Origin of the sequence: Micromonospora sp. NPDC049204 (assembly GCF_040647935.1) — a bacterium.
Lineage (GTDB): Bacteria > Actinomycetota > Actinomycetes > Mycobacteriales > Micromonosporaceae > Micromonospora.
In genome coordinates, this window is sequence record NZ_JBEZDC010000006.1 from 231,297 (window position 1) to 243,790 (window position 12,494).

Annotated in this window: 9 protein-coding genes and 2 tRNA genes; 3 read left to right on the forward strand and 8 right to left on the reverse strand. The window is 70.7% G+C overall.

What is annotated here, in order from left to right; genetic code table 11:
* Positions 1 to 163: 163 nt before the first annotated feature.
* Entirely contained in the window at positions 164 to 1,102 is a 939-nt protein-coding gene (locus tag AB0A90_RS14420; protein ID WP_357246704.1) for a ribose-phosphate pyrophosphokinase, read from the reverse strand.
* Positions 1,103 to 1,203: 101 nt separating this feature from the next.
* On the opposite strand from AB0A90_RS14420, the gene glpK reads away from it, so the two are divergent.
* Positions 1,204 to 2,688: a glycerol kinase GlpK gene (gene glpK / locus AB0A90_RS14425; protein WP_357246707.1), complete on the forward strand. Its 1,485-nt coding sequence runs from the start codon at positions 1,204 to 1,206 to the stop codon at positions 2,686 to 2,688.
* 184 nt (positions 2,689 to 2,872) lie between these two features.
* On the opposite strand, the gene AB0A90_RS14430 is transcribed toward glpK, so the two are convergent.
* Positions 2,873 to 3,706, reverse strand: coding sequence for a phosphoribosylaminoimidazolesuccinocarboxamide synthase (locus tag AB0A90_RS14430; RefSeq protein WP_357246709.1), 834 nt, complete (start codon positions 3,704 to 3,706; stop codon positions 2,873 to 2,875).
* Between the two features lie 139 nt (positions 3,707 to 3,845).
* Here AB0A90_RS14430 and AB0A90_RS14435 point away from each other — a divergent pair, with 139 nt between their 5' ends.
* Positions 3,846 to 5,177 (forward strand): extracellular solute-binding protein, encoded by a 1,332-nt coding sequence (locus tag AB0A90_RS14435; protein WP_357246712.1) that lies wholly within the window; start codon positions 3,846 to 3,848, stop codon positions 5,175 to 5,177.
* A gap of 63 nt (positions 5,178 to 5,240) precedes the next feature.
* Here the strand turns inward: AB0A90_RS14435 and AB0A90_RS14440 are convergent, their stop codons facing one another.
* The 5 genes from AB0A90_RS14440 to AB0A90_RS14460 all read right to left on the reverse strand — a co-directional run bounded on the left by AB0A90_RS14440 (position 5,241) and on the right by AB0A90_RS14460 (position 10,285).
* Positions 5,241 to 5,495, reverse strand: coding sequence for a hypothetical protein (locus AB0A90_RS14440; RefSeq protein ID WP_357246715.1), 255 nt, complete (start codon positions 5,493 to 5,495; stop codon positions 5,241 to 5,243).
* 194 nt (positions 5,496 to 5,689) lie between these two features.
* Positions 5,690 to 5,766: transfer RNA gene (locus AB0A90_RS14445), tRNA-Met, on the reverse strand.
* Positions 5,767 to 5,927: 161 nt separating this feature from the next.
* Positions 5,928 to 6,001: transfer RNA gene (locus tag AB0A90_RS14450), tRNA-Met, on the reverse strand.
* A gap of 183 nt (positions 6,002 to 6,184) precedes the next feature.
* Complete coding sequence (locus AB0A90_RS14455) at positions 6,185 to 9,175, reverse strand: UPF0182 family protein (RefSeq protein ID WP_357246718.1); 2,991 nt, start codon at positions 9,173 to 9,175, stop codon at positions 6,185 to 6,187.
* A 96-nt stretch (positions 9,176 to 9,271) separates the two neighbouring features.
* Complete coding sequence (locus AB0A90_RS14460) at positions 9,272 to 10,285, reverse strand: PDZ domain-containing protein (protein WP_357246721.1); 1,014 nt, start codon at positions 10,283 to 10,285, stop codon at positions 9,272 to 9,274.
* Positions 10,286 to 10,400: 115 nt separating this feature from the next.
* On the opposite strand from AB0A90_RS14460, the gene AB0A90_RS14465 reads away from it, so the two are divergent.
* The gene (locus AB0A90_RS14465) at positions 10,401 to 11,690 is read left to right on the forward strand and encodes a zinc-dependent metalloprotease (protein ID WP_357246723.1); all 1,290 of its coding nucleotides are present in this window, start codon (positions 10,401 to 10,403) and stop codon (positions 11,688 to 11,690) included.
* A gap of 130 nt (positions 11,691 to 11,820) precedes the next feature.
* Here AB0A90_RS14465 and AB0A90_RS14470 read toward each other — a convergent pair whose 3' ends face one another.
* Positions 11,821 to 12,429, reverse strand: a complete 609-nt coding sequence (locus AB0A90_RS14470) for a hypothetical protein (RefSeq protein ID WP_357246725.1) — start codon at positions 12,427 to 12,429, stop codon at positions 11,821 to 11,823.
* Positions 12,430 to 12,494: the final 65 nt, after the last annotated feature.

Below are 12,494 nucleotides of genomic sequence, written 5' to 3' on the forward strand. Positions count from 1 at the left end.
GGGCGCTTCGGCGATCTTGCGGTTTCTGTTGTCGGGATGAGTGGGATATCCCTTATGTCGCGACAGAAACCGCAAGATCGCGCGGGTGAGGTGTGAGGGCGGGGACGGGGGCGGGGTGAGGGCGGGGGTGGGGTGGGGCGGGGCGGGGCGGGGTGGGGGTGGGTCAGGCGAACAGCGCGGAGACGGACTCGCCGTTGTGGATCCGGCGCATCGCTTCGGCCAGGGCCGGGGCCACCGACAGCACCTGCAACTCGGGGATCCGCTTCGCGGCCGGGATGGGCACCGTGTTGGTGCAGACGATCTCCAGGACGCCCTCCTGGTCGCTGAGCCGCTGTAACGCGTCACCGGAGAAGAGCCCGTGCGTGCAGGCGAGCCGGATCGAACGGACCTTCAGGCCGCGCAGGTGCTCCATCAACTCGATCACCGTGCTGCCCTTGGCGATCTCGTCATCCAGCACGATGACGTCCCGATCGGCCACCTCGCCGATCACCGCGCTGATCGTGACCAGGTCGTCGCTGAACCGCTGCTTCGCACCGGCCGCGACCGGCGTGCCGAGCAGCCGGGCGAAGGCCGCCGCCTCCTTGGCGTTGCCCAGGTCGGGTGAGACCACCACGGTGTCGCTCAGGTCGTAGCGCCGGAAGTGGTTGGCCAGCTCACGCAACGCGTGCAGGTGATCCACGGGAACGCTGAAGAAGCCGTGCACCTGCGGCGAGTGCAGCGTCATCGCGAGCACCCGGTCCGCGCCGGCCGACACGAGCAGGTCCGCGACGAGCCGGGCGCCGATCGAGATGCGCGGCGCGTCCTTCTTGTCCGAACGGGCGTACGCGTAGTGCGGCAGCACCACGGTGATCCGGCCGGCCGAGGCGCCCCGGGCGGCGTCGATCATCAACAGCAGCTCGACCAGGTTCTCCTGCACGGGCGGCACCAGCGGCTGGATCAGGAAGACGTCCCGCTCCCGGCAGTTGGCCTGCAACTGCACTTCGAGACAGTCGTTCGCGAATCGGGACACCCGCACCGGGTGCAGCGGCACCCCGAGGTGGGCACAGATCTCGGCGGCCAGGTCGGGATGGGCGGTTCCACTGAAAACGGCGATGTCACGCACGTTCGCACATCGTAGGCGAAGCGGCGGCCGGCGACCGGCGGTGGGCCGTAACCGGTCGTGACGCCTGTCGCACCACGCTGCGCTTTGGGTACGGTGCTGCGGTGACCCCCCAGTACGTCGCCGCCATCGATCAGGGCACCACCTCCTCGCGGTGCATCGTCTTCGACTCTGCCGGGGACATCGTCGCCGTCGCCCAGCGGGAACACCGGCAGATCTTCCCCCGGCCCGGCTGGGTGGAACACGACGCCGAGGAGATCTGGGACAACGTCCAACAGGTCGTCGCCGAAGCGCTGCGGGCCGCCGGCACCGACGCGACCGGACTGGCCGCCGTCGGCATCACCAACCAGCGGGAGACCACTGTCGTCTGGGACCGGGCCACCGGCCGCCCGGTGGCCAACGCCATCGTCTGGCAGGACACCCGGACCGGGCCGCTGCTGCGCGAGCTGGCTTCGACGTACGGCGAGGAGCGGTTCCAGGCCCGGACGGGCCTGCCGCTGGCCACCTACTTCGCCGGGCCGAAGCTGCGCTGGCTGCTCGACGAGGTCGACGGCCTGCGCGAGCGCGCGGAGCGCGGCGAGGTGCTCTTCGGCACCATGGACAGCTGGCTGATCTGGAAGTTGACCGGCGCGCACGTCACCGACGTGACGAACGCCAGCCGGACCATGCTGATGGATCTCACCACCCTGGACTGGGCGCCGGACCTGCTGGACGCGATGGGTGTGCCGGTGGCGATGCTGCCGGAGATCCGCTGCTCCGCCGAGGTGTACGGCACCGCCCGCGGCGTGCTCACCGGGGTGCCGGTGGCCAGCGCGCTCGGCGACCAGCAGGCCGCCCTGTTCGGGCAGACCTGCTTCCAGCCGGGCGAGGCGAAGTGCACCTACGGCACCGGTAGCTTCCTGCTGCTCAACACCGGGGCCACCCCGGTCCCGTCGACACACGGCCTGCTCACCACCGTCGCCTACCGGATCAAGAACCAACCCCCGGCGTACGCCCTGGAAGGCGCGATCGCCGTCACCGGCTCGCTGGTGCAGTGGCTACGGGACAACCTCGGGCTGATCTCCACGGCCGCCGAGGTGGAGGACCTGGCCCGTACCGTGGACGACAACGGTGGCTGCTACGTGGTGCCGGCGTTCTCCGGGCTGTTCGCCCCGCACTGGCGCAGCGACGCGCGGGGCGTCATCGCCGGCCTGACCGGCTACATCACCAAGGGGCACCTGGCGCGGGCGGTGCTGGAGGCGTCGGCGTGGCAGACCCGTGAGGTGGTCGACGCGATGGACGCCGACTCCGACGTGGCGCTGCGCCGACTCCGGGTGGACGGTGGGATGACCGCCAACGGCCTGCTCATGCAGTTTCTCGCGGACGTGCTCGACGTGCCGGTGGTCCGGTCCCGGATCACCGAGACCACCTGCCTGGGCGCCGCGTACGCGGCCGGTCTGGCGGTCGGCTTCTGGCCGGATCTGGCCACCCTGCGGGCGCAGTGGCGCTCCGACGCGCGGTGGGAGCCGGCGATGGCCCCGGAGCTACGCGAGCAGGAGCTGGGCCAGTGGCGCAAGGCCGTGCAGCGCACCCTCGACTGGGCGGAGTAAGTCCCGTGCCGACGTCCTGACTGTCGCCGGCTGTCGTGAGAACCGGAGGAGGGCCGCGCCAGGTGTGCGTCCTTTGCTCTGCTTCAACGGGCGCACCGAAACATGCCGTCAGTGTTGCCTTGGTTGAAGCAGAGCAAAGGGCGTCCAACAGTGACGCAGGGAGCGGCGGACGGCAGTAACGCGCTCAGCTCCAGCGGTTGCCGGTCAGCTTCTCGTAGACCTCGACGTAACGGGCGCGGGTCGCCTCGACCACCTCGTCCGGCACGTCCGGCGCCGGGGGCTGCTTGTCCCAGCCGCCGCCGGTGGCCCAGTCCCGTACGTACTGCTTGTCGTAGGAGAACTGCACGCGGCCCGGCTGGTACGACTCGGCTGGCCAGAACCGCGACGAGTCGGAGGTGAGCAGTTCGTCGCCCAGGACCAGGGTGCCGTCCGGCGCCCAGCCCAACTCGATCTTGGTGTCGGCGATCAGGATGCCCCGGTCGGCGGCCAGCTCCGCGCCGCGCCGGTAGACGTCGATGGTGATCTGCCGCAGTCGTTCGGCGGTGGCCTGGCCCACCTTGTCCACCACGTCGTCGTACGTGATGGGTTCGTCGTGTTCGCCCATCGGGGCCTTGCTCGACGGCGTGAAGATCGGCTCGGGGAGGATCGACGCCTCACCCAGCCCTCGGGGCAGCGCCACGCCGGAGACGGTGCCGGTCTGCTCGTACTCCCGCAGGCCGCCGCCGGTGAGGTAGCCGCGAGCGACGCACTCGACCGGGAGCATGTCCAGCCGCTGGCAGCGGATCGCCCGCCCGGCGAACTCGGCGGGCACGTCGGTGGCCGAGATGACGTGGTTCGGCACCAGGTCGGCGAGCTGCTCGAACCACCACAGCGAGAGCGCGGTGAGCAGACGACCCTTGTCCGGGATCGGCGTCGGCAGCGCCACGTCGTAGATCGAGATGCGGTCCGAGGCGACCAGGATCAGGTCGTCGCCGTCGGCGTACACGTCCCGAACCTTGCCCGAGTGCAGAAGTTCCACGCGCCCTAGTACACCACGCGGCAGCGGGAGGCCTGATTCGACCACCCGCGCCGGCGGGTGACCGGACGGACGTTGACACCTTCGTGCGCTCCCTGCGTGAATGGTCCGACCGCCGCCCTCGCAGGTCCAGGAGACCCCCGTGCCCGTTGTTCCACAGCCGATCGACCGCCTCGGCGCCGACCCGGGCCGGCGCCGACTGCTCACCGCGCTGCTCGGTGCTCCCCTGCTCGCGTCCGGCGGGCTGGCCGGATGCAGCGACGGCACCGCCACGTCGACCGACGACGGACCGGTCGAGCTGTCGGTCTTCTGGTGGGGTGGCACCAGGCGTGCCGAACTCACCGAGAAGGTGCTGCGGCTCTACTCGGAGCGCAACCCCCGGGTGACCTTCCGCGTGACCTGGCAGGGCGCCGATGGCTACTACGAGCGACTGGCCACCCAGGCGGCCGGCGGCAACGTACCGGACCTGATCCAGGTCGACGACACGGTGCTGACCGAGTACGCGCAACGCCAGATCATCCTCGACCTCACCGACCGGGTCAGCGACCATCGCCTCGATCTGCGGGGCCTGCCGGAGGGCCTGATCCGCTACGGCACGGTGGAGGGGCGGACGATGGCGGTGGCCGCTGGGCAGACCCACCCGGGTGTGGTCTTCAACCGGGACCTGCTGCGGGAGCTGCGGGTGCCGGAGCCGCGCGCCGGAATGAGCTGGGCCGAGTACATCTCCTGGGCGGAACAGGTCACCGAAGCCAGCGACGGCCAGGTGGCCGGCGCCATGGACGGGTCCGGTGACTACCGGGCGCTCTGGCTCTGGCTGCGGTCGCAGGGCGGCGAACTCTACCGGGGCAAGCAGCTCGGTTTCGGCGTGGAACAGCTGATCGCCTGGTTCGAGCTGTGGCAGCGGGCCCGCAAGGGGCGGGCCACCCCGGGTGCGGCGCTCGTCGAGCAGGCCGACAGCGGCGAGCCGTCCCGGCAACTGGTGGTGACCGGGTTGACCGCCGCGTCGTTCGCGTGGTCCCACCAACTGCCCGAGTTGCAGCGGCTCACCGAGGCCGAGCTGGGCATTGTCGGCTTGCCGGGACCGACCGGCGCGCAGTGGGCGCGTGCATCGATGTTCTGGGCAGCGTTCCGGGGCACCCGCCACCCGGACACCGTCACCGACGTGATCAACTTTCTGACCACGAACGGCGAGGCCGGCACCGTCCTCGGCCACGAACGTGGCCTGAACGCCAGTCTCGCCGTCCGCCGCTACGCCGAGGGCAGCATCACCGAGCCGGCCCAGCAGCGGGCCGCCGCGTTCGGCGCGGCCATCGCCGACCAGCTCGGGCCGGCCCCGGCGCCACCCCCGAAGGGGCACGCCCGGGTGCGGACCCTGCTGGTCGCCACCGCGGAGAGCATCCGCGTCAAGCGGACCGGCACCCGGGCGGCCGCCTCCCGTTTCATCGCCCAGGCCAACGCCGCACTGGCGGCGTGACCACCGGCGGCCGGCCCACGGCCCGCCGCCGTCGACCAACCGATCGGGGCGGGCCGCCAGGGGTCAGCGCGGCGGACCGTTCCGACGGTTGCGAGTCAGACGCAGCACCAGGAACACGATGATCCCGACCACCACCAGGCAGCAGAGCAGGCCGAGAATGCCGAAGCCGCCGCCGCCGCGGGACCGCCGCCGGGCGGCCTCGACCACCACCTCGCCGGCGCCCGTGGACGCCCAGGCCGCGACGGGCACGAAGACCGCCAGTACGGCCGCACCGAGGACCGCGCTGAGCCGGCCCCACCACTTACCGAATGAAGACATGTGCCCATCCTCGCCGACTGACGCAAACTCGGCACGTCGGTCCGCGCCGAACCCGGCACCGAAGCCGTCCGGGAGCATCCCGACCGGACGCAACATCCCCGCAACCTTCAGCACCCGGCGGCCTCACTCAGGTGGGCGGCCACAAAAACAGGTCCGGCCCCCACGGATGGGGGCCGGACCTGTTGCACTGCCGTTGGTAGCGGGGACAGGATTTGAACCTGCGACCTCTGGGTTATGAGCCCAGCGAGCTACCGAGCTGCTCCACCCCGCGCCGACTGCTTAACCTTAACCCATCCCGTTCGGCGATGATCAGCGGGGTCACCGCTGACGCCAGCGAGCAGGCGAACGCTCGACCTTCCGAGCAGCCGCACACGTCGGGAAAGTCGAAAGCCCGCCTCCGGCGAACCGGAAACGGGCTTTCGATATTTCTCGTAGCGGGGACAGGATTTGAACCTGCGACCTCTGGGTTATGAGCCCAGCGAGCTACCGAGCTGCTCCACCCCGCGTCGACTGGTTAACCGTAGCGCACCACCCCCGGCCGCCGCAAAACGACATCCGAATCCGCCGGATCGCGGTCCGGCACCTGTCAGTCAGGCCAGACCCGGATGCGCGACGACAGCGGAGCCCTCGTCGCCAGGACCGGATGGTCCGACGACGAGGGCTCCGCGAGTTACGCCCGGCGAGTGCGGTCAGCCGCCCGCCGACGGTGTGGCGCTGCCGCTGGGTGTTCCGGCGGCCCGCTGCGCCTGCTGGAACGCGGTCAGCGCCTCGTCCAGCGTCTTGAGCGCACGGCCGTACCGCTCGAAGTCACCCGAGGTCTGCGCGGACCGCACCTCGGTGATCGCGGTCTGCACCCGGTCCGCGGCGACGGCCAGGTCACCGGTCGGCGGCGTGATGCTGGCGCTCGGTGTCGGCGTCGGCGTGGCGGTCCCGCTCGGCGTCGGCGTGGGCGTGGGCGTCGTCGGATTGCCCCCGGTGGTCGGGGGCGGTGACGTGCCGCCCCCGGCCTTCTTACCCTGCTCGACCAGCTGCTTGATGCCGTCGTTGATGTTGTCGGCGAGCGCCACGAAGGAGCCACCGTCACCGTAGGAGACCAGCACCTTCTGCAACAGCGGGTACGCGTCCTGCTGGTTGCTCTTCACGTAGACCGGCTCGACGTAGAGCATGCCGTCGGCGAAGGGCAACGAGAGCAGGTTGCCGAACTGCACCTGCGCCTGGTTGCTGGAGAGCAGGGTGAGCTGCTGGCGAATGTTGGCGTTGTTGGTCATCTGTTGGTGCACCTGCACCGGGCCGGAGATCCGGGTCTGATCCGGCAGCTCCAGTACCTCCAGCCGGGGCTGCCCGCCGACGTACGACCCGGAGATCAGCGCGGCCAGGTTCTGCCGGCCGTTCGGGGTGACCGCGGCGGTGAGCTGGAACCGGGGGCTGTCCTGCCCCGGGAACTGGGTGAACAAGTAATACGGGGGCTGCTTCTGACCGCTGTCCGGGGAGTCCGGCACGTTGGGCACCTGCCAGAAGTCCTGTGCGGAGTAGAAGTCGCCCGGGTTCGTCACGTGGAACTTGGTGAGCAGGTTGCGCTGCACCTTGAACATGTCCGCCGGGTAGCGCAGGTGCTCGGTCAGCGCGGCCGGGATGTCCGCCTTCGGCTGGATCAGGTCACCGCCGAACGCCTTGTTCCAGGCCTTGAGCACGGGGTCGGTGTCGTCGTACTCGTAGAGCTTCACGGTGCCGTCGTACGCGTCGACGGTGGCCTTCACCGAGTTGCGCATGTAGTTGACGTTCTCCCGGGCCAGCTGGAAGGTGCCCCGGTTGGTCAGCTCGTCGGTGGTCTCGGTCTGCAGGTTGACCCGCTCGGCGTACGGGTAGGTGGCCGCCGTGGTGTAGCCGTCGACGATCCACTGCACCCGACCGTCGACCACCGCCGGGTACGGGTCGCCGTCCAGGGTGAGGAACGGCGCGACCTTCTCCACCCGGTCCCGCGGGTTGCGCACGTAGAGGAGCTTGGAGTCCTTGTTGACCGCCTCGGAGAGCAGGAAGTTCGACTCCTGCTCCTTGATGGCGTACAGCAGCCGCCGGGTGAAGGAGCCGATCTCGACGCCGCCCTCACCGGTGTAGGTGTAGGACTCGCCGCCACCCTCACCGACCGGCCTGTCGAACTCGGCCTTCTTGTTCGGGTCGGCCTGACCGACGATCGCGTAGTCGTCGGCCGCCATCCGCTCGCCGTAGTAGATCCGCGGCTGCGTGGCCGGGATCTGCTCGGTCTGCGAGGAGCACGCCTCCTGGGTCTTCTCGCCGAGGAAGCCGGACACGAAGAACGGCTGCCCGCCGCAGACCACCTGGTTGGCCGGGGCGGCGACCAGCCCGTACCCGTGGGTGTAGACGGTGTGCCGGTTGATCCAGGTGTTCTGCTGGTCGGTCAACTCGCCGTAGTTGATCTCCCGGACGCCGACCACGTAGTCGGAGACCTTTCCGTTCACCCCATAGCGGTCGATGTCCAGCTTGGGGCCGAAGTCGTAGAAGCCCCGCACCTGCTGGAGCTGGGTGTACGTCTCGCTGACCAACTGCGGGTCGAGCAGCCGCACGTTCGACACCACCGAGGTGTCGGTGGCCAGGTTCGCCGGTGGGGTGGAGTTGTTCGCCGCGAACGCGGTCGTCTCGGTGGCACCCAACCCGAACGCCGCTCGCGTCGCGTCGATGCTGCGCTGGATGTACGGCGCTTCCTTGTCCTTGGCGCTCGGCTTGACCTCGAAGGTCTGCACGGCCCAGGGGTAGATGCCGCCGATGGCCACCGCGGACACACCGAGCAGCGCCAGCGAGATCCCCGGCCAGACCAGGTTCCGCATCCAGGCGTTGGAGAACACGACGATCGCGATCGCCACCACGATCGAGATGTACGCCAGGATCTCCTTCGCCGGCAGCAGCGCGTTGACGTCGGCGTAGCCGGCGCCGTACAACTTGGCGCCCTCGTTGTACTCCAGCAACATCGCCCGCCGGTCCAGCACGTACGCGACGGCCTTCAACAGCACGAAGACCGCGACCAGGCTGCTCAGGTGCGCGCGGGCCGCGTTGCTCATCCGGTCCCCGACGCCCTGCAGGCGGACCCCACCGAACAGGTAGTGCACCGCCAGCGCGCCGATCACGGCCAGCACCACAGCGGTGAAGGCGACCCCGAGCAGGTAACGCCAGAACGGCAACTGGAAAACGTAGAAGCCGATGTCCACCCCGAACTCCGGGTCCTTCACCCCGAAGTCACCGCCGTTGCGGAAGAGCAGCCACTGGCTCCACCGGTTCTGCGCGGAGAGACCGGCGAAGAGCCCGACCACCGCGGCGGTCAGCGCGATCCAGGTGCCCAGTCGCGGGCTGAGCGCCATCCGATAACGCTCGAGCGTCGCCTGCTCCACCGAGTGCGGACGCAGCCGCGGACGCAACCGGTGCGCCAGCCACAGGTTGCCACCGACGACCACCGCCATGCCGAGACCGACGGCGAGGAAGAGCAACAGTCGGGTCACCAGCACACCGGTGAAGACCTCGGTGTAGCGGACCTCGTCGAACCACAGCCAGTCCGTCCACGCCTGGACACCCCAGCCGAGCAGGGTGAAGAGCACGAACACCCCGACCAGGACCGCGATGGTGACGCGCCCGCGCCGGCTCATCCTCGGAAGGGGGCTGCTGCTACGCATGACCACTGTTGGCTCCGCACGCTCGATGTGATCGGCTCCGACCAGGCACCCAGAGTACGGGGTGTTCCTGAGCGTGTCGGGGCACGGTCACACCGGTCAGCAACGAGTCGGCTGACCCCCCGCGCGCAACGTCTCCAGGGCGGTCATCGCCTCGTCCAACGAACCCACCCGCAACAGCGGCAGACCGGGCTGTGGATTGCGGACCGCCTCGGCGCAGTTGTCCGCCGGCACCAGAAAGACCTTCGCGCCGGCGCGCTTCGCGCCGACCAACTTCTGGGCGATCCCGCCGATCGGGCCGACGGTGCCCTCGTCGTCGATGGTGCCGGTACCGGCGATGATCTGGCCACCGGTGAGGTCGGCCGGGGTCAGCTTGTCGACGATCCCCAGGGCGAACATGAGACCGGCGCTCGGTCCGCCGATGTCGCCCAGGTCGATGCCGAGGGTGAACGGGTGCGGCTGCTGCTGATCGATCTCCACACCGATCCGCGGCCGGCCATCCTGCTCACGACTGGTGACCGTCGCCGTGGCCGGCGCGCCGTCGCGGGTGTAGGAGATGGACAACGCCGTACCCGCCGGCTTGGCCCGGATCAGTTCGGTGACCTTCGCGGCCACCGGCACCGGCTGACCGTCGACGGAGGTGATCACGTCACCGGCCTTCAACGCCCCGGCCGCCGGCCCGTCCCCGGCCACCGTCTTGATCACCACCTGCACCGGAAAGCCCAACTCCCGCAGCGCGGCCGTCTCCGCGCTGGTCTGCGACGCCTTGAAGTCCTCCGCGTTGCGCTGCTCGACCTGCTCGGTCGACTCCCCCGGCGGGTAGACCAACTCACGCGGCACGACGGCCTCGTCGTCGGAGAACCAACCCGCGATCGCCCCCCGCAACCGCACCGTGGGCTGCACACCCACCGTGGTCAGCCGCAACTGGCCGGCGGAGGTCGAGGTCTCCCGCCCGGAGACCTGGATGACCTCCTTGCCGTCCTCCGTGCCGAGGGTGTTGACCGTCGGGCCGGGGCCGAGCACCACGTACGGGATCGGCACCCGCAGCACCCCGATGCTCAGCAGGGCGGTGAACAGGGCACCGAGCAGGACCGTCAGGCCACGACGTCTCATGCCGCAGAGCGTACCGACCGGCCGGACGCCTCCTGCCGGATGCGCCACGCGACTTCGCCCTCAGCGCAACGCCAGCGGCGGCGACCTGGGGCGCGGTCCGCGTACCGTAGACGTCGTGCCTGATATTCCGTTCGGTTTCGCGCTCCCGGGTGGGCAACCACCAGACCCCAACGATCCCGCGCAGATGCAGCAGTTCATGTCGCAGTTGCAGCACCTGCTCTCCGCGCCGGGCAGCGGTCCGGTCAACTGGGACCTGGCCCGGCAGGTAGCTGCCAGCCAGCTCGCGGCCGCCGGCGACCCGGCGGTGTCACCGTTTGAGCGCAACGCGGTCGAGGAAGCGCTGCGCCTGGCCGACCTGTGGTTGGAGCCGGCCTCGTCCTGGCCGTCGGGCATCCAGTCACCGGTGTCCTGGAACCGCAACGAGTGGATCTTCAAGACGCTCGACGTGTGGCGCAAGCTCTGCGACCCGGTCGCCAGCCGGATGGTCGGCGCGATGGGCGACCTGGTGCCACCGGAGGCGCGCGCCCAACTCGGCCCGATGCAGTCGATGGTGGCCACCCTCGGCGGCGCGCTCTTCGGCGGCCAGCTCGGCCAGGCGCTCGGCTCGCTCGCCGCGGAGGTGCTCTCCGCCGGCGACATCGGGCTGCCGCTCGGCCCGGCCGGCACGGCCGCCCTGATCCCGGCCAACATCCGGGCGTACGGCGAGGGCCTGGAACTTCCCGAGGACGAGGTCCGCCTCTACGTGGCGCTGCGCGAGGCCGCCCACCAGCGGCTGTTCCAGCACGTCCCGTGGCTGCGCGGGCATGTGCTCAGCGCGGTCGAGATGTACGCCGCGGGCATCCGGGTCAACCGGGACGCGATCGAGGAGGCGATGGGCCGGGTCGACCCGACCGACCCGGAGTCGATGCAGGCGATCGCCCTGGAGGGCATCTTCACCCCGGAGGACACCCCGGCGCAGAAGGCCTCTCTGGCCCGACTGGAGACCGCACTGGCCCTGGTCGAGGGCTGGGTCTGCCACGTCGTGGACAGCGCCGCCAGCGACCGGCTGCCAAACGTCGTCCGGCTGGGTGAGGCGTTCCGTCGCCGCCGTGCCGCCGGAGGCCCCGCCGAGCAGACCTTCGCCGCACTCGTCGGCCTGGAACTGCGCCCGCGCCGTCTCCGCGAGGCCGCGGCACTCTGGGCCGCGCTCACCGAGCACCGCGGCATCGAGGGCCGCGACGCCGTCTGGGGTCACCCGGACCTGCTCCCCTCGGACGACGACTTCGCCGACCCGGTCGCCTTCGCGATGAACGACATGGACCTGAGCGAGCTGGACAGCTTCGACTTCACCGCCCCCGGCGGGGTGGAGGAGAAGGCTCCCGGTCAGCCCGACGAGACCGACGACGAGGGCGACGCCAAGCCCTGAAACCTGGGTCGTGCCGCCCGAGCCCGTGGCCCCCGGGTCCGCGACGCGGGAAACCGGGTGCCCGTGCTGCTCGACAGCGGGCACCCGGCGTGCCGGTGGCCGTGGCTGGGCGGGTCGGTAAGCGTTCTGGTCAGGCGGGGCGGCCCGAGCCGGAGAGCAGGGCGCGGGTCGCTTCCCAACCCTCGAAGGCCGGGTCCAGCGTGGCCAGGTCAGCCGGGCCGCGCAGTCGACGCCAGCCCGCGGTGACCGCCACGTCAGCGGGGCGCGGGGCGTTGGCGCGCGCCTCGGCCGGCGTCGCCGTGTCCAGGTGCAGCGTCGGTAGCCAGTCCGGCGCGGGCAGTCGTACCGCCACCCCGAGCAGGCCCGGCCCGCCACCCTCGACCGGAGCCACCGCGACCGGTCGGGTGGTGAGTGGGCGCAGCAGCTTGCCGACGGTCAACGCGGGCAGGTCAGGCACGTCCGCGACGAGCACCGCCGCCTGGTCGTAGCCCTCCAGCGCGGCGAACACGGCGTTCGGCGTGGCCTCGGCCACCTCGTACACCGCCGTGCCGGGCCACACCAGCGCGTCGGCCAGCGCCCGGTCGGCCGGGGTCACCGCGACCGCGACCTCCACCTCGTTGAGCGTGGCGAACAGGTCGATGACGTCTTCCGCGAGAGCCGCTCGCCATTCGGCCAGGTCGACGCCCGGAGGCGACCAGGGGACCGACCCGAGTAACGCCACTACCACCCGTCGCGCCATCCCCCGACCCTAGCGCCCCACCCCGCCCACCCCGACCCACCCGCCCGCCCTGCCGCAGGACACGC